This window comes from Sediminitomix flava (assembly GCF_003149185.1).
GTDB classification, from domain to species: Bacteria; Bacteroidota; Bacteroidia; order Cytophagales; family Flammeovirgaceae; genus Sediminitomix; species Sediminitomix flava.
This window is the reverse complement of sequence record NZ_QGDO01000002.1, coordinates 1,123,281-1,141,344: the sequence shown is the minus strand read 5'-3', so window position 1 is coordinate 1,141,344 and position 18,064 is coordinate 1,123,281. Positions and strand designations below refer to the sequence as shown.

At 36.9% G+C, this 18,064-nt stretch carries 14 protein-coding genes and 3 tRNA genes; 12 read left to right on the top strand and 5 right to left on the bottom strand.

Features of this window, described 5'->3' with window-relative positions:
- Window positions 1-35 precede the first annotated feature (35 nt).
- The 3 genes from BC781_RS11720 to BC781_RS11710 all read right to left on the bottom strand — a co-directional run bounded on the left by BC781_RS11720 (window position 36) and on the right by BC781_RS11710 (window position 325).
- Window positions 36-109: transfer RNA gene (locus BC781_RS11720), tRNA-Arg, on the bottom strand.
- Between the two features lie 24 nt (window positions 110-133).
- A tRNA-Pro gene (locus BC781_RS11715) sits at window positions 134-208 on the bottom strand.
- A 34-nt stretch (window positions 209-242) separates the two neighbouring features.
- Window positions 243-325, bottom strand: a tRNA-Ser gene (locus tag BC781_RS11710).
- 264 nt (window positions 326-589) lie between these two features.
- Between BC781_RS11710 and BC781_RS11705 the strand changes: the two genes are divergently transcribed.
- The 11 genes from BC781_RS11705 to BC781_RS11660 all read left to right on the top strand — a co-directional run bounded on the left by BC781_RS11705 (window position 590) and on the right by BC781_RS11660 (window position 15,468).
- Window positions 590-1,561 (top strand): vWA domain-containing protein, encoded by a 972-nt coding sequence (locus BC781_RS11705; RefSeq protein ID WP_109617785.1) that lies wholly within the window; start codon window positions 590-592, stop codon window positions 1,559-1,561.
- Between the two features lie 70 nt (window positions 1,562-1,631).
- Complete coding sequence (locus BC781_RS25410; protein WP_146201677.1) at window positions 1,632-1,955, top strand: DUF6660 family protein; 324 nt, start codon at window positions 1,632-1,634, stop codon at window positions 1,953-1,955.
- 305 nt (window positions 1,956-2,260) lie between these two features.
- Window positions 2,261-6,625 (top strand): CusA/CzcA family heavy metal efflux RND transporter, encoded by a 4,365-nt coding sequence (locus BC781_RS11700; protein ID WP_109617783.1) that lies wholly within the window; start codon window positions 2,261-2,263, stop codon window positions 6,623-6,625.
- A 120-nt stretch (window positions 6,626-6,745) separates the two neighbouring features.
- The gene (locus tag BC781_RS11695; RefSeq protein WP_109617781.1) at window positions 6,746-7,984 is read left to right on the top strand and encodes an efflux RND transporter periplasmic adaptor subunit; all 1,239 of its coding nucleotides are present in this window, start codon (window positions 6,746-6,748) and stop codon (window positions 7,982-7,984) included.
- A gap of 270 nt (window positions 7,985-8,254) precedes the next feature.
- Window positions 8,255-8,800 carry a hypothetical protein gene (locus BC781_RS11690; protein WP_109617779.1) on the top strand — a complete coding sequence of 182 codons (546 nt, stop codon included), beginning with the start codon at window positions 8,255-8,257 and terminating at the stop codon, window positions 8,798-8,800.
- Window positions 8,801-8,922: 122 nt separating this feature from the next.
- On the top strand, window positions 8,923-9,639 hold the full coding sequence (locus BC781_RS11685; protein WP_109617777.1) for an SDR family oxidoreductase: 717 nt from the start codon (window positions 8,923-8,925) through the stop codon (window positions 9,637-9,639).
- A 1,178-nt stretch (window positions 9,640-10,817) separates the two neighbouring features.
- Window positions 10,818-11,342, top strand: a complete 525-nt coding sequence (locus tag BC781_RS11680; RefSeq protein WP_109617775.1) for a transcriptional regulator — start codon at window positions 10,818-10,820, stop codon at window positions 11,340-11,342.
- Window positions 11,343-11,366: 24 nt separating this feature from the next.
- Window positions 11,367-11,912: a UpxY family transcription antiterminator gene (locus BC781_RS11675; RefSeq protein ID WP_109617773.1), complete on the top strand. Its 546-nt coding sequence runs from the start codon at window positions 11,367-11,369 to the stop codon at window positions 11,910-11,912.
- A gap of 53 nt (window positions 11,913-11,965) precedes the next feature.
- Window positions 11,966-13,078 carry a GDP-mannose 4,6-dehydratase gene (gmd, locus tag BC781_RS11670; RefSeq protein WP_109617771.1) on the top strand — a complete coding sequence of 371 codons (1,113 nt, stop codon included), beginning with the start codon at window positions 11,966-11,968 and terminating at the stop codon, window positions 13,076-13,078.
- 194 nt (window positions 13,079-13,272) lie between these two features.
- Complete coding sequence (fcl, locus tag BC781_RS11665; RefSeq protein WP_109617769.1) at window positions 13,273-14,208, top strand: GDP-L-fucose synthase; 936 nt, start codon at window positions 13,273-13,275, stop codon at window positions 14,206-14,208.
- Window positions 14,209-14,517: 309 nt separating this feature from the next.
- On the top strand, window positions 14,518-15,468 hold the full coding sequence (locus tag BC781_RS11660) for a UDP-glucuronic acid decarboxylase family protein (RefSeq protein ID WP_109617767.1): 951 nt from the start codon (window positions 14,518-14,520) through the stop codon (window positions 15,466-15,468).
- A 295-nt stretch (window positions 15,469-15,763) separates the two neighbouring features.
- On the opposite strand, the gene BC781_RS11655 is transcribed toward BC781_RS11660, so the two are convergent.
- Entirely contained in the window at window positions 15,764-16,318 is a 555-nt protein-coding gene (locus BC781_RS11655) for a helix-turn-helix domain-containing protein (RefSeq protein ID WP_109617765.1), read from the bottom strand.
- 124 nt (window positions 16,319-16,442) lie between these two features.
- Complete coding sequence (locus tag BC781_RS11650) at window positions 16,443-16,919, bottom strand: hypothetical protein (RefSeq protein ID WP_109617763.1); 477 nt, start codon at window positions 16,917-16,919, stop codon at window positions 16,443-16,445.
- Window positions 16,920-17,204: 285 nt separating this feature from the next.
- On the opposite strand from BC781_RS11650, the gene BC781_RS11645 reads away from it, so the two are divergent.
- Window positions 17,205-18,059, top strand: a complete 855-nt coding sequence (locus BC781_RS11645; protein WP_109617762.1) for an ABC transporter permease — start codon at window positions 17,205-17,207, stop codon at window positions 18,057-18,059.
- The last annotated feature ends 5 nt before the right edge of the window (window positions 18,060-18,064 follow it).

Here is an 18,064-nt window from a genome sequence, read left to right as displayed (position 1 = left end):
GAAAAAGAGAACCACTACAAGAGCAGTTCTCTTTGTGATCCGACCAGGACTCGAACCTGGAACCTACTGCTTAGAAGGCAGTTGCTCTATCCAGTTGAGCTATCGGACCTCCATTTTTCGTTCTCATTATTCGTCGGGGCGGCAGGATTCGAACCTGCGACCCCCTGGTCCCAAACCAGGTGCGCTAACCGGGCTGCGCTACGCCCCGAACAATGAATTTACGTACTAAAGTAGAAAAGTTGTGGAGAGTGCGGGGATCGAACCCGCGCATCGGAAACCGATGACAGCTTAGCAGGCTGCTGCATTACCACTCTGCCAACTCTCCGGAATTTTCACGCCTTTTCCGTAAATGCGATGCAAATATAGCATCATTAATTTCATTTCACCAAACCGCTACGAAAAAAAAAGTTAAAAATAAGTAAACATAAAATGCATCTGATTGATATACAAGGAGATTTTTTTTCATAAAATTTTTAGAGAATAGCAAGATTGAATTGCTTTCTATAAATTAGCATATAGCTTGTTGGGAAAGGAAGGGGGAATATACCTCGTCCTTTCATTTTCAAAAATTGGAATAAGTTTTTTGACAATGGTTTTTTCAAAAGATATCGGTGTTCTTGAAATCGGTTTGATTCTTATCTTCATTTTTCTTTATGCCTTGTATTTGCATAGAGTCTATAATGTGGCAAGAATTTTTAAAACAGGGTTTTCAACACTCGCTTATAAGTTAATATTAAGAACTGTTTACTTTATACTCCTGATCATTGCACTGATCGGACCTACTTTCGGTGAAATGAAAAAGGAGATTCAAGATATCGGGAAAGATATTTATATCGCGATTGACTTGTCGGCTTCTATGGATGCACAAGATATAGCGCCTTCGCGTTTGCAGAAAGTGAAGTTTGAGATGAAGAAGTTAATTGATGAATTTTCTTCTGACCGAATCGGATTGATCATATTCTCTGATGATGCCTTTCTTCAAAGTCCATTGACGTATGATAATGCCGCTTTGAAGATGTTCTTAGAGGCAATGAATACTTCTTTGGTATCAAGTAGAGGTACAGATTTCGCTCCGCCATTAGAAATTGCCTATGATAAATTGATCACGGAGGAAGATACACAGAATGATAAACAACAAGCCAAAATCATTATTTTGGTAAGTGATGGAGAAGACTTCGGTAGTTCTGTTTCTTCTATCATAAGTGATATCAAGAGCAAATCAATTAAACTTTTTACACTTGGTGTCGGAACAGAAAAAGGAGGCAGAATTCCTTCGGGGTACCGTTTCAAAAAAGATAAAGATGGCAATGAAGTGGTCACTCGTTTGAATAATACATCACTAAAAGACTTAGCCAAAGCTACTGATGGCAAGTACTTTGAAATAAGCGACAAACGAAATGACATGCAGCGCATGGTCAATAGCATCAAAAATATAGAAGGACAGCTTCGTTCTTCAACACAAGTTGATGCTGCTTCTAACAAATACTATTATTTCTTGACCGTAGCTGTCTTATTAATGATTATTGATGTTTTGATTACTGTAAAGGTGATCAGAATTTAGTCTGATTATAAATTAAAACTCAGAAGAGATATTTTGTGAAAAAGTATCTCTTCTGTTGTAATATTGTAGCATGCGAAAAATTCCGTTTTACATATTATCTGTTATTGTGTTGATCCTGTCGGTAAAGCCTTGTGCTGATGGAGAGGAAAGCATATTGACAGATACTATTGAAGCGAATTGTTTGTTAGATGGAGATCATGAAGATGGGCAATTAGCCTTTGAGTTTTGTTCTCCGTTTTGCCCTTGTGGTTGTGGGGTGTCAATCGAACCGCTTACCTTTTTTACAATTCATATCCCATTCTTTTATAGCTACCACAATATCAATTTTCCCCTTATTTATTCCTTAACAGAATCTTTCTCAGAAGATTTACTCGACCCGCCTCGGCTAGCTTAAGACACACTAGCACTAGGATTTGTTGAAAACTAAAAAAGTCGAAGAAAAGTACGTGATATCTCTTTATAATTAGGTGATTCTTAAGAGGAAATCAATTGCTATCCTTGAATTTTCCTTTTAGTGAAATACTACGAAAAGCTTTTCTTTTGAAAGCATGATAGACAGTACTCAGCTAAATAGGAATATTTTCAGCCTCAATCATAATCTAGTACTAGTATCAAACAAAAAATATAGTGCTTAAAGCATCTCTATTTTTTGTTTCCCACCTTAAGTACATTTTTTAAGAGTAGATTTTATAAGAGATAATGATTCGAAAAATTATTGCTTTTTCGGTTCAGAACAAATTGGCAATTAGCTTCATGATGTTGTTCTGGATTGGAATGGGGATTTTTGCAATGCGTGAAATCCCGATTGATGCAACACCAGATATTACTAACAATCAGATTCAAGTAATTACGACAGCGCCAAGCCTTGGAACGGAAGATATTGAACGTTTTATCACCTATCCTGTAGAGCTTTCGATGGCCAATTTACCAGGAGTGATAGAGCTTCGTTCGGTATCTCGATCGGGTCTGTCGGTAGTTACCGTAGTTTTTAAAGATGAAAGTGGAACTTACCTTCCAAGGCAATTAGTTGCTGAGAAATTAGAAGAAGTAAAAGAAGATATCCCCGAAAGTTTCGGTTCTCCAATGATGGGGCCAATCAGTACAGGATTGAGTGAAATTTATCAGTACTGTTTAGAAGTCGAAGAAGGCTATACTTACTCTCCAACAGAACTGCGTAGTATGCAAGACTGGATTGTCAAGCGTCAGATGGCAATGCTGGAAGGTGTGGCAGAAGTCAATAGTTTTGGAGGGAACTTAAAACAATATGAAGTAGCCTTACATCCACAGCTTTTGCATAATTATGAACTCAGTGTTGTAGATGTGTTTGAAGCCTTGGAGTCGAGCAATGCAAATACAGGTGGTGCGTACATCGAAAAAAATCATCAAGCCAATTTTATCCGAGGAGAAGGTCTACTTACTTCTATTTCAGACATTGAAAATATAGTGGTTAAAGTTATTGGGGGAGCTCCAATTTTGGTGAAAGATATCGCTAAAGTCCAATTTGGTAGAGCTATTCGGTATGGGGCTTTTACCAAAGATGGAAAAGATGCCGTTGGTGGTTTGGTCATGATGCTGAAAGGGGCAAATTCAGATAAAGTGATCAAAAATGTGATTGAACGAGTAGCTCAAATTGAGAAATCTTTACCCGAAGGAGTACATATCAAACCATTCTTAGATCGAACAAAACTAATCGAACGAACCACTTCTACGGTAGCGACAAATCTTATTGAAGGTGGGCTGATCGTGATTTTTGTATTAGTGCTTCTACTCGGGAATTGGCGAGGAGGATTGATCGTCGCTTCTACGATTCCGCTATCACTTCTTTTTGCTTTTATCATGATGTACATCTTTGATGTGTGGGCAAACCTCATGAGTTTAGGAGCAATTGACTTCGGGATTATTGTAGATGGAGCAGTGATTATTGTAGAAAGTATCGTGCTTTCTATGCAGAAATTTTTGAAATCAAAAAGTGAGGACGAAGAAACATCTAAGGATAAGTTAGTGGTTGATTCTTCGAGTAAAATGATGAATGCAGCCTTTTTTGGACAGCTGATTATCCTTATTGTCTTTGTGCCTATTCTAAGCTTGACAGGCGTGGAAGGGAAGATGTTTAAACCTATGGCGCTGACATTTTCATTTGCAATCATTGGTGCTATGATTCTATGTCTGACCTATGTGCCGATGGTTTCTTCTGTGTTTATGTCTTGGAAAGGCATGGATAAATTTAGTTTCGGGGATAAAGTGATTCAGAAGCTCGAAGATTTTTATGCACCTATTGTACAAGCTGCTTTAAAATACCGTAGACCGATTGTATTTACAGCACTTTTAAGTTTTGTGTTATCGCTCTGGCAATTGAATCGGATGGGGGGAGAGTTTATGCCTCAGTTGGATGAAGGGGACATTGCGATGCACGCCATTCTCAAACCAGGTTCGGCACTGAGCGAAACTGAAAATGTAACGAAAAGAATAGAGCAAATCTTATTGGCTGAATTTCCAGATGAATTAGAATCTGTAGCAAGTAAAATAGGTGTAAGTGAAATTCCTACTGACCCAATGCCATTGGATTTAGCTGATGTATTTCTGATACTAAAGCCCGATTCGGAATGGAAAAAAGTAGAGAGTAAGGCTGAGCTAATAGAAAAGGTGGAAGAGGCTTTATCGGTATTGCCTGGAGTAAATCTACAGTTTTCACAACCTATCGAAATGCGTTTTAATGAGTTGATGACAGGGGTGAGAGAAGACATAGCGATTAAGATTTATGGAGAAGAACTTGATGTCTTAGCTCAAAAAGCAAAAGAAGTCAGTCGATTGGTCGCAAATGTAGAAGGGGTTGGTGATATGAATGTGGAAGCAACACAAGGTTTACCACAAATGAATATCCGTTATGATCGAAAACGTTTGGCGCGTTACGGTCTTCATCTCGGAGAAATCAATGATATCATTCAATCTGCGTTTAGTGGTAAAACAGCAGGGCAGATTTTTGAAGGAGAGCGCCGTTTTGATTTGGTATTAAGATTCGAAAAAGATTTCAGATCAGATCTTGAATCACTCCGAAATTTATATGTGCCCACGCCAACGGGAGGGCAAATCAGATTGTCTGAAGTCGCAAAAATTGAGTACCAAGAAGCGCCAATGCAGATCACAAGAGAAGATACACATCGTAGAATCTCTATCGGAATAAATGTGAGAGGTCGAGATGTCGAATCGTTAATTCAAGAAATTGAAGGTGTTTTAGATGAGAAGCTCAATCTGCCAGCAGGTTATTATATCCGATATGGAGGAGCATTTGAAAATTTACAACAAGCCAAAGAACGTTTGTTCCTACTTGTTCCTGTGGCACTTCTTTTGATTTTTATCTTACTTTTCTTTGCGCTCAAATCGATACGCCAAACTACGATGATTTTTATTGCAATTCCGCTAGCAACCATGGGAGGTGTTTGGGCGATGCTACTCCGAGGAATGCCTTTTAGTATTTCGGCAGGAATTGGTTTTATCGTTTTGTTTGGAGTGGCTGTTCTGAATGGTTTGGTATTGATTAGTAGTTTGAATGCTCTGAAAGAAGAGGGCGTAACGGATATCAAGCAGCGTATTTTGTTGGCTACCAAAGAGCGCCTTCGTCCTATCTTATTGACGGCATCTACAGATATCTTAGGGTTTCTCCCCATGGCACTATCAAGATCTGCAGGGGCTGAAGTACAACGACCTTTAGCCACAGTAGTTATTGGTGGTTTGTTTACAGCTACTGTACTTACGCTGATCATTATACCAATTCTCTATTATGTGGTAGAAAAACGAGAAGAAAGAAAAGATGAAGAAGGAAGTGCTTTAGGACTAATAACACCACAGGTGGTTTTACCTACTATTTTGTTTACCCTGTTCTTTTTTCAATCTCAGTTTACCTTCGCACAAGAGTCTGAAAAAGTATGGCGATTGGAAGATGTCTTGAGTACAGCCGTTGCTTATTACCCAACTGTCCAACAAGCCGATTTATCACATCAGGCAGCTTCCGCTTTAAAATCGACAGCTGTAAATATCAACAAGACGCAAGTTTTTATAGGGGAAGATGAGGCTGGAGGTGAAGATTTCGGAATTCGAACAGTTTTTGGCGTTTCTCAGCAATTTGCTTTTCCAACGGTTTACAGCGCTCAGCATCAATGGTTGAATGAGTTGGAAGAATTGCAAGGGAAAAATGTCATCCGTAAAGAAAATGAGCTGAATAGATTGGTCAAAAAAGCATGGTACAAACAGGCTGTCGCTCAGAAAAAGTTTGAATTATTCAGACGTATTGATAGTGTTTATGTAGACTTTGAACAATCTGTAGAACTGCGTTACAATTTGGAAGAAACTTCTCGTACTGAATACCTGAATGCCATGAATACTCGTCAGTTGGTGCAAGTTTTTTATCAGCAAATGCTGACCGAATTACGTTTAGCGCAATTTGATTTACAGCGTTATGTCGGAAGTGCAGAGGTCATTAAGCAATCACTCTTTGATTTGGAAGCCTTTCCGATGATTGATTTGGCGAATTTAGATTTACTTCAAAATCCTGACTTGCAATACTTCAAACAGATGGAGGAAGTGAGTGATAGAGCGGTTAAAATTGAAAAGAATAAATTTCTCCCCGATATCCAATTGCAATACCGTTGGCAAGAGCGGGATGATCCTGGTATGATTAGTCGTTTGTATTCCTATCAAGTTGGTTTGGCGATTCCTTTGTGGTTTGTTCCACAAAAAGGAAAGCTACAGGCTGCAAAGCTGAATAAGCAGCTTACAGAGCAAAAGTATAAAGAAGAAGATATAAGGTTACAAACACTCCTTCAACAGAAAGTTCAAGAATACAGACAGCTACAACAAACCTTGTTCTATTATCAAGAACAAGCACTGCCTTTGAGTGAAGAACAAATAAAACATGCAAAGCTAAGCTATGAAGCTGGAGAAATTGACTATGTAACTTATATCCGAAGTCTGGATAATGCGATGAAAACTCAAAGTATGTATTGGGATACCGTTCATCAATTTTACCAAGTCTTTTCAGATATCGAATACTACTTGGGCGGAGTCTAAAGAACTGCGTTCGCCTCTTTCTTTCATCGAGAAATCCTTAGATCACTTCGTTAACTCTAAGGATAGTTACAAGTTTAGAGCTTAGTTTTTAGACTAGTACTAATTTAAATACGAGAAAAAATGAATTTTAAAATATATATACTGAGCACAGTTTTATTTGGAATGGCGGTAGCTTGTAGTTCTACAGATCAACACGGACATGATGAACATGAACATCATGAAGATGAAAATCAGAATAAAGTTGTATTGACTGAGCGACAGCAACAAGCTATTGGTTTAGAAAGCGGGCAAGTTGAGCAGAAGAACTTGGGAGAAGTATTGGAATTGAGTGGAAGAGTTGAAATTCCTCCTCAACGAAAAGCCACCATCAGTCCAATTATCGGAGGTTTTGTTCGGGAGGTGAAAGTGATTGAAGGTGATCGTGTCAAAAAAGGGCAATTACTAGCTACCTTGGAACATCCCGATTTTATAAACTTGCAGCAAGCCTATTTAGAGCAGTTCAATGAACTCACTTTTTTAGAAAAAGAATATGGTCGAAAGAAAAAGCTCTATGAACAACAGGTTGGGGCAGGGAAGGAATATCAGCGTATTTCTTCAGATTACAATTCTACAAAAGTAAAGTTAAGTGCTTTACATGCTCAGTTGGAGATGCTAGGAATAAACCCTAAACAAGTAGAAAAAGGAGCGCTTGTATCTAAGGTGAGTATCCGAGCAACAATTGATGGAATTATTGATCAAGTGAGTATCAACTTGGGGAGTTTTGCTACAGCACAACAATCTATGTTTGAGATTATCAATCTGGATGATCTTCATATCCACTTTATGGTTTTTGAAAAAGATTTAGGGAGAATCCAAAAAGGAGATGAGATACGTTTTACCACTCCCAATAAAACGGAAGGGGATTTTGTGGCAGAGGTCTATGCACTTTCTTCTAGTTTTAATGAAGAAACAAAAAGGAGTGAGATTCATACACATTTAAAAAAAGGGGATGGTCATAAGTTATATCCTGGAATGTATGTGGTTGGTGAAGTGATTACACAAACCCAAATGTGTTATGTTTTACCTACAGAAGCCATTGTGAAAAAAGATGGAAAGAGTTATGTTTTTATAGAAGAAGATGGTACTGAAGGGGAAGTTCAAGAGGGGAAAGGTAACCATCATGTACATGGGCACAACCATCATGGGCATAAAGAAGGAACAAGTTATCGAATGTCTGAAGTTGTTTCGGGGATTACAGCTCTTGGTTATAGCGAAGTTAAGTTCTTAGAAGAATTAAGTCTTGAAACCAAAATTGTGAAAAAAGGAGCTTATTGGCTTATCGCTGAATTAGGGAAGGCAGAAACTGCTCATGAACATTAATTCAAAGCTTGTAGAATAAGTTGTTGAACTGTTGGTTGTGTTATACAAATGTGTACTTTCTGATCAACAGTTCGACTACATTTTTTAAGATGTATAAGGCATGTTTGAGTGTTTGTGAAACACTGAAATAGGATTGATCTTATTTTTATCTTGAATATAATACGGAATTAAAGCTGTTTTGAAACTATTCTAGCTTCATGTTATTGAGCTGAAAGCGTTTTTTTTATCTTCAACGCATATTTTAATTGTGTTCTTATTAACCCTTGTTCTATGAGAATTCTAAACCAACTATTTTACATTCTATTAGTACTTTCATTATTACTAACTTCTTCGTGTACTACAGATGAAGAGCCTGCAGCAGCATCTATTGATGGTAGCTGGGAAATAGCTGAAGCTACAGCTGGAATCAAATCTATAACGATTGACGGCGTGACAGTGCCATGGGCTAGTGCTTTACCTTTAATCAAAGCTCAAGACCCTACGTTTGACGAAACGCAATTTGAAGCTTTGATCAATACATTTATTGCCACTTCTTTTGTAGGAATGTCTCTCAACTTTAGTGAAGGTGTTGCATCTATAGGTGAAGGTGTTGATGCTGAGACGGCTAGCTATACTTTTGAAGACAATGTATTGACATTATCATTTGATGATAGCGCTGAAACACTTGCCGTAGCAATTTCTGATTTAACATCAGAGGGCGCAAATGCTTCTTTTGATATGGATTTGTATGATGAGGATGACGATGGAAATGAAGATTTAGAAAATTATCAAACGATAACAGTCAATTGGGTATTAGATAAAGTAGTAGCCAACTAACTAATAGCACGATTTTCTTAGTAGAAAAGGTCAAAAGTCACAGTTTATACTTTTGACCTTTTTTATTTTGCATTAAATTCAGAGGATTACCGTGTAATGAACCATAAATCAAAAATATTATAATGACGAGTTTAAAGGATAAAACTGTATTAATCACAGGAGGAAGTAAAGGGATAGGCTTAGGTATAGCTGAATATTTGCTAAAAGAAGGAATGAAAGTGGCAATTACTAGCCGTTCACAATTGGCTGCAGATTTAGCGGTGAAACAGTTAGAGCAATACGGCGAAATTGTAGGCTATGAAGCAGATGTTAGAGATTTGAGTTCTCAAGAAAAGATTGTGGAGAGTATTACTTCTAAATGGGGTAGCTTGGATGTAGTGATTGCAAATGCAGGTGTCGGTCATTTTGCAAATATTGAAGATATGACCGAGCAACAGTGGAATGATACCGTAGATATCAACCTGACAGGAGTTTTTAACACGACTAAGGCTTCAATTCCTGCGCTGAAAAAAAGTAAAGGCTATTTGATGACAATTGCGAGTTTGGCAGGGACTAACTTTTTTGCAAATGGAGCCGCCTACAATGCGAGTAAGTTTGGCTTAGTTGGTTTTACACAGGCAGTCATGCTTGACCTACGTGAGTATGGTGTGAAAGTAACGACTATTATGCCAGGCTCAGTGACAAGTCATTTTAATAACCATGTTCCGAGTGAGGCAGATGCATGGAAAATACAACCTGAAGATATAGGGCAAATGGTAGCTGATCTTTTGAAAATGAATCCAAGAACGCTTCCAAGTAAAATTGAAGTGAGACCGACAACTCCTCCAACAAAGAAGTAATTGATCGAGGCCACAATAATAGAATTACTCAAGTGTTAAGTAGGTGAGGTGGCATATCTATTTCGATTTGAAAAAATTTTAACTATCCTTAGAGTTAGCGGAGCGATCTAAGGATTTCTCTATGAAAGAAGAAGCCTTTAGACTCGAAAAATGCACATACAATAGAGTCAGAAGAACTGCGTCCGCCTCTACTCTCATTTATTAGTTCTTAGAGTAACTCTAAGAACAGTAAAGTTTTATCTCGAAAATATATGTTCTAGTACTTAAGTAAATAGGATTGTTTTTCATTCATAAAAATTCATACACAGCGGGGATTGTGTTCCTTTTTCAAATTGTAGCCTTCATTTCTTTGCTTGATCAAAGAAACGAAGCAAAGAAAATCAAGCCACATAAAAAACGGTCAGCGCACTAGCTCCGCTTCTCCGCTTTTGTGGCAAACAGCCCACTAGTCCATAAAAGGGAGGCTTGTCCCATCGTGCGAAGCTTGGGATGATTTGTGGGGAGGATGATCGAATGGGACTTGATTTTTGCGCGAGTGCAACATTCGTTTTTCATCAAGGAAAATTGGCGGACGCAGTCAAGACTACAATCAAATCAACAATGGACGATTGTACACACTGGGAAAGATCAATTTGAATGAAAATTGAAATTATCCGAAATCAATTGTCCTAGTACTTAAGCGATGAGCTGAAAGTATTGAGATGTAATTTTGAATATAGAAAAGTCAAGACATCAAATGTCTTGACTTTTCTTTTTGATCTCAATTCTAGTATAAGTGTTTTCGATACATTTAATTTTTGAGTAGAAAAATGAGGCATACTATACCTGTTGAAAAGTGATTTCATTTGAGGCTATCTGATGATGGTAAGAATCTTTTGTATTTTTCCATTAAAGTGTCTTCAAATGGTTGTATTTCTATGCTTTATCATTCAAATTTCGAAGGCTAAGATTAAGATGGAGTCTTTCAGTTATAAGTTCATCATTAACAAAATATTCTAGAACAGCTCATTTTTAAATCTTATCTTGGCATATAGTTTGAGTAATAATTCTACTCAATTATATTGCGCATCCTTTAAATTTATTAAGTAAGATTTAAGGATGTAAACACAAAGGGAAGCCAACGACAGAACACTAAAAAGTGGGACTGAGGGGGCGAAGCCCTATCCAATTGAAGGTAAATGCTAGACGTTCTTATCACTTCTAAAACAAGAATCAAGCTTCTGTTGAAGTTTTTTCTTAATCCGAATACCTCATCTTACCTCCGCAGTTTGGAAAGTGAGTTTGGAGAGTCAACCAATGCAATTCGATTAGAGTTGAATCGGATGGAAAAAGCTGGGATGTTACAAACGATCATGGAAGGCAACAAAAAGATTTTTAGTGTCAATAGAGGACACCCACTTTTTGTAGACGTACAACGAATTGTTCAGAAGTATGTCGGTGTCGATATCATCGTAAATAACATTGTAAGAGGCCTAGGTGATTTGAAATACGTTTACCTAACAGGGGATATTGCAAGAGGAATAGACAGTAGTGTAATAGACCTAATCTTGGTAGGAGACATCAACAGAAATTACCTAACAGAAACCATTCAAAAGGCAGAAGCACTGATTTCTAGGAAAATTCGATACCTCATCTATACAGAGGATGAATTTTCGAAAGAAGAAGTAAATAAGCAGCAGAACCTTTTGATTTGGACAAAGTAGGTTAGGGATTTAAAGTGAAAGCGTATGTCAACTCAAGATAATAATGGACTTAAAACGATAAAACGACCTGAGCGTATTCCACATTGGACCGCCATCTATACAAAATCTAGAAGTGAGAAAAAGGTAGCTGACCGACTAGAAGAAGCGGGTTTTGAAGTTTATTGTCCGACACTAACAACACTTCGTCAATGGAGTGACCGAAAGAAAAAAGTAACAGTTCCTGTTTTTTCATCTTATGTTTTTATAAAAGTAGCTCCGCTTGAGCAATCTAAAGTTCTACAAGACTCAGGAGTAGTGAATTTTGTTTTTTGGTTGGGGGAAATTGCGAAAATAAAGGAAGAGGAAATTTTTCAACTGAAACGTATTTTTGAAAACTCCGATCAAATTGCTTCAACTGAAGTAATCAACTTCCAAAAAGGAGATAAGGTAAAAATTCAAGCGCCAAGCTTTTTAGGCCAAGAAGGAATTATTGAAGAAATAAAAGGTAAAACAGTTCATTTGAGAATTGAAGCCTTAATGATGGATTTGAAAGTAGTACTAAAAGCCAATGAATTAGATTTGATTGATTAGCTTTGTAGTAATTCAACCATTGTAAGAGAACATATAGCAGTAGTATAATATCCATGAAGAAGGCACTGATCACAGGGATTACAGGACAAGATGGGGCTTATTTAGCCGAGTTTTTATTGAAAAAAGGCTATGAAGTTCATGGAATAAAAAGAAGGTCATCGTCTTTTAATACCGATCGTATTGATCATTTATATCAAGATCCACATGAAAAGGATATTAAGTTAAAACTTCATTATGGAGATTTAACAGATTCTTTAAACCTAACGAGAATAATTCAGGAAGTTCAACCTGATGAAATATATAATCTGGGTGCCATGTCTCATGTGCGAGTGAGTTTTGAAACACCAGAATACGTAGGGAATGTAGATGGGCTTGGGACGCTGAGAATATTGGAAGCCGTACGTCTTTTAGGTTTAACTGAAAAAACAAGAATCTATCAAGCTTCTACTTCTGAGCTTTATGGTTTGGTACAAGAAGTACCACAAAAAGAAACAACTCCTTTCTATCCTAGATCACCTTATGCCGTAGCTAAGTTATATGGTTATTGGATGACCGTGAATTATAGAGAAGCATATAATATGTATGCTTGTAATGGAATTCTTTTCAATCACGAATCACCTCAGCGTGGAGAGACATTTGTAACTCGTAAGATTACAAGAGCTGCTGCACGTATTGCTTTAGGTTTACAAGATGTTTTGTATTTAGGAAACTTGAATGCGAAACGTGACTGGGGACACGCGAAAGATTATGTTCGTGCAATGTGGTTGATCCTTCAGCAAGATAAAGCAGAGGATTTTGTAATTGCGACTGGCGTAACAACGAGTATTCGTGAATTTGTACGTATGTCTTTTCAAGAATTGGGCATAGAACTTACTTTTGAAGACGAAGGAGTGAATGAAATTGCAAAGGTAAAATCATCCAAGAATTCAGACTTTAAAGTAAAAGAAGGAGACGTGATACTAAAAGTTGATCCTCGATACTTTAGGCCAACCGAAGTTGATTTATTGATTGGAGATCCGACAAAAGCACAAAAACAATTGGGTTGGGAATTAGAATACGATCTACAGGGCTTAGTGTCAGAAATGGTACAATCGGACTTAAAGCTTTTCCAAAAAGACCAATACCTTCAAGAAGGGGGGCATGATGTCTTTAACTATTATGAGTAGTAAAAAGAAGTTGAATTGTTGAGTCGTTCGACTTTTGAATTGAGTTTGCTATAGCCAGTTCCGTAAGTTATCATCTAGCTGAACATTCGTCTTCGTTACGCTAAAACTAAACGAGGACGAAAAAAATGAACAGTTAAAAAGGTTACTTTATTCAGTTCAACAACTCAACAGTTGAACAATTCAACATTAGATCAATGCATAAAAATAGTAGAATATATATTGCAGGTCACAGAGGAATGGTTGGTTCTGCAATTCTAAGAAGATTAAAACAAGATGGCTATCATAATTTTGTTTTAAGGACTTCTAGAGAACTAGACTTGAGAAATCAAGTAGAAGTTGCTTCATTTTTTGAAGAAGAAAAACCTGAGTATGTTTTTTTAGCGGCAGCAAAAGTAGGTGGTATTCATGCGAATAATACCTATAGAGCTGATTTCATTTATGACAATATGATGATTCAGACGAATATCATTCATCAGTCTTATGTTCATGGAGTGAAAAAACTAATGTTCTTGGGATCATCATGTATCTATCCAAAAATGGCTCCACAGCCTTTAAGAGAAGACTATTTGCTGACAGGGGAATTGGAACCTACAAATGAGCCTTATGCTATCGCAAAAATTGCAGGTATAAAAATGTGTGATGCTTATCGTTCACAATATGGTTGTGATTTTATTTCTGTGATGCCTACAAATTTGTATGGACCTAATGATAATTATGACCTAAATAATTCACATGTCTTGCCTGCTTTACTTCGTAAATTTCATGAAGCCAAAGTAAAAGGAGATAAAGAGGTTGTTTGTTGGGGTACGGGATCACCTATGCGTGAATTTCTTCATGCTGACGATCTAGCAGATGCCTGTGTATACTTGATGAATACATATAGCGAAGAAGGCCTTGTGAATATCGGAACAGGAACTGATGTGACCATCAAAGAACTAGCGGAGACCATTAAAGATACAGTAGGCTTTGAAGGAAAATTAATTTGGGATACTTCTAAACCTGATGGAACTCCTCGAAAACTGATGGATGTATCTAAGCTAGAAAGATTAGGCTGGAAATATACAATCGATCTAAAAGAGGGGATCGAAAAAGTCTATCAAGATTTTCAGGAATTAGAAATAGCAAACTAGTAAGGGGATACTATCCTTAGAATTTGCGAAGCTAGCGAGTGCAGTATCTAAGGTTTATCTATGAAAGAAAGAGGCGGACGCAGTTCTTTAGACTCTAAAAATGTATATAAAATCGAGTCTGAAGACTCTGGTATCCATTTGTGAGTTCTTAGAACAACTCTAAGAACAGTAAAACTTTACCCCAAAATCATTTGTCCTAGTACTTACGTTCATTTGTGAGTTCTTAGACCACTTCGTTAATTCTAAGAACAGTGGTTCTTAATCCCGAAAAAAACATTAAGTAGTTAAAAATAGTAACCAATATAAATAATGAAAAGAGTTCTTATTACTGGAGCAGCAGGCTTCCTAGGGTCACATTTATGTGATCGTTTTATCAAAGAAGGGTATCACGTGATCGGTATGGATAACCTATTGACGGGTTCCAAAGATAATATTGAACACCTTTTTGCTTTAGAGAACTTTGAGTTTTACCATCACGATGTTAGTAAGTTTGTACACGTACCGGGAGAATTGGATTATATCTTACACTTTGCATCGCCTGCGAGTCCTATTGACTACCTTAAAATGCCAATTCAAACATTGAAAGTAGGCTCTTTAGGTTGTCATAATCTTTTAGGGTTGGCGAAAGAAAAGAATGCTCGATTCCTGATCGCATCGACTTCTGAAGTGTATGGAGATCCAAATGTACACCCTCAAACAGAAGAATATTGGGGGAATGTAAATCCTGTAGGGCCAAGAGGGGTGTATGATGAAGCAAAGCGTTTCCAAGAAGCGATTACCATGGCATATCATACCTTTCACGGTTTAGAGACTCGAATAGTACGTATTTTCAATACTTACGGTCCGCGTATGCGTCTGGATGATGGTCGTGCACTTCCTGCATTTATGTCACAGGCCTTAAAAGGAGAAGATATTACTGTATTCGGAGATGGTAGCCAAACACGTTCTTTCTGTTATGTAGATGATTTAGTAGATGGTATCTACAGATTATTGTTGAGTGAACACGCACAACCTGTCAATATTGGTAACCCTTCTGAAATTACGATTAAAGAATTTGCAGAAGAAGTAGTGGCTTTAACAAAAACAGGTAGTAAAATTAGTTACCAAGATTTACCAAAAGACGACCCGAAACAACGTCGTCCTGATATTAGTAAGGCCAAAGAAATCCTAGACTGGGAACCTAAAGTAGACCGTAAAGATGGTTTAGCAATCACGCTTCAATACTTTATGGAAAAATTAGGGGTAGAAGTAAAGAGCTAATATTGCTTGATAGTTGAAGCGGCTTTACCTTGTTGAGCTGTTGAAGTGTTTAATTATTAAAGATATTATTATAATTACTTTTTTCAATTCAACGATTTAACAGCTTAACAATCCAACGAGACCTCGTCTCTTATTGACTCCAATTCGTGAGCAAATGCAAAACACCCTTTTGAAATCACACTTTCTTAGTTTTGTGTAGTATAATAGGGTTGAGAATTGGAGTGAATAAGAAGAGAAGTCAAAAAAAAGAAATTTGGCAGATAGAGCGTGATATGAACTGGAAAAAAGGATAGCATTAAGCAGCCCGAATCGTAATTTGATAAGGAGTGGCTTTACTTTCAGTATTTTGGAAGGTGATCATCTTTTTTCTCTTTAGGAAAGGCTGATAAAGCACATCAACCATTGTTGGGAATGCCCAAGATTCATATTTGAGCAAGAGTAAAAACAAGGTCGCATCCTGATAAAAGTGGAAGGTCTTTTTACCTAATCTAGCTTGATAGTTTTTTCCAAAAGAAATAGGAACTAAAAAATTTGATTGTGGTTTTCGTCCAATCGGACTATCGGAAAACCAATAAATTAATCTACGATCAGCGTATAAGCGGTAAACTTTCTTTTTACTTTGAATTGTTGCTTTTTTCGGTAGACTTCCTACACGTTTTTTTCGTGCTTTAGCAAGTTTGTGGGCAAATTCAGGATCGTAAACACCATTCTTTTTCGTGTTTCGTTTTAGCTCACGATATATCGTAGAAACAGAAAGCCCAAGACTGTGCGCAATCTCAGTTTTACTGAGTTTAAGCTTTAAGCCTTCTGCTATCATTTTTCGTTCGATATATCGGAGGTTTTTAGACATGGTTTTGAGGCTAAAGCCTCGGTTTTAGTCAGGTTACGTTTATGATATTGTAGAGACAAGGCATGCCTTGTCTCTACGCTGTGGATAGCTGTTCTGTTATTAGAGTGAAGATTAAACACTAGCCCTAGCTTCTCAAACCATATTCCTCTATAGTCCAAGTTTGCGAATCCACAAAACCAAGGAAATCTTGTATGACCGAATAAAGGTCTTCTGCTTCGGCTTTATAGAGCTCGATTTCGAAGCCTTTCTTGATAAAAGGAAACTGGTAACGATTTTCATAGGCATTTTCATCTTTACGTAATTTCACACTCGCATCATCTTTTTCAAGACTTAAGTCTGCCAACTCTTCGGGATCGGTAGTCACATCCATTAGGGCTTCAAGAGCGGTTACTTGCGCTTCTTTTTTGGCAATGGATTTTTTGAGTTCAGAACGTGAGAGTAACGTTTCTTCTTGTGTGATTTGATTACGTTGTAAATTTGAATTTGCATTGAAGTAGGCTTTGCGTAGTCCATCCATAAAATCTTGGGCTTCAGACGAAGATTCTACAAAGTCAGCAAAGTTTGAAGAATTAAATACACTGTTAAAAGCAATGGTTGCCATAATTAATTGGTGTTAGTTATTCTAAATAAGATTAATTGAATGTACCGAATCTGTTTTTGATGCATCTTTCTGATTTGGTATAGTGCAAGTATAGCTGATGATAATCCTATGAATCAAATTTAAATCTAAAAAATGTAGAAAATAATCTATCTAATTTTATTTTTTATTAGAATATTATAATTCGTAGTAAGAAACTGAGAAGTTAGGCTTTTAAGTTTCTATATATTCAAGAAATTATTAAAGACTCTATTTCCTATAGAAAAGTAGAGTTTAGATTTTAGCATAATGAATCAAGAGTTAAAAGTAACTATTTATTCTCCCGAATCAGCAGCAAAGCATCCGTTGAAACTCATTCGAGAGATTTTCAATGATTTTATAGAGGGTAGAGAATTAGCATGGCGTTTATTTATTAGAAATACAAAGGCGATGTATCGTCAATCTATCTTAGGTTTGACTTGGGCCTTTATTCCACCATTGATTACAGCTTTAGTATGGATATTTTTGAATGGACAAAAAGTTTTTAAAGTGGACGCTCCACCCGTACCTTATCCAGTTTTTGTCATGACTGGTACCATATTATGGTCTTTATTTACAGAGTCTTTATTAAAACCTTTACAAATTGTAGCGGCATCAAAAGCGATGTTAGTCAAGATTAATTTTCCGAGAGAAGCTTTACTCTTAACAGGAATTTATGAGGTATTATTTAGTTTCCTAATAAAGACAGTTTTACTGATAGGAGTTATGATTTGGTTCAGTGTGATTCCTACAGCTAGTATTTTTCTTGTTCCTTTTGGGGTTTTGATGCTTATGTTATTAGGGTATAGTATTGGAGTACTATTAACCCCTTTAGGTCTTTTATACGGTGATGTACAGCGAGCATTACAACCACTTATTCAATTTGGTTTTTATCTAACGCCAATTATATACCCTGTAAATAAAGACGGGTTGATGGGGGTAGTTACAAAAGTTAATCCAGTGGTGCCATTATTAGAGACTACTAGGTTATGGTTAAGTAAAGGTTTTGTTTCCGATTTAGACGGATTTTATGTAGTAAGTATATTAGTCTTCTTTTTAGCATTTATATCTATCGTTCTCTACAAGTTAGCAATGCCACATATTATTGAAAGAGTAGGATCTTAAATTTT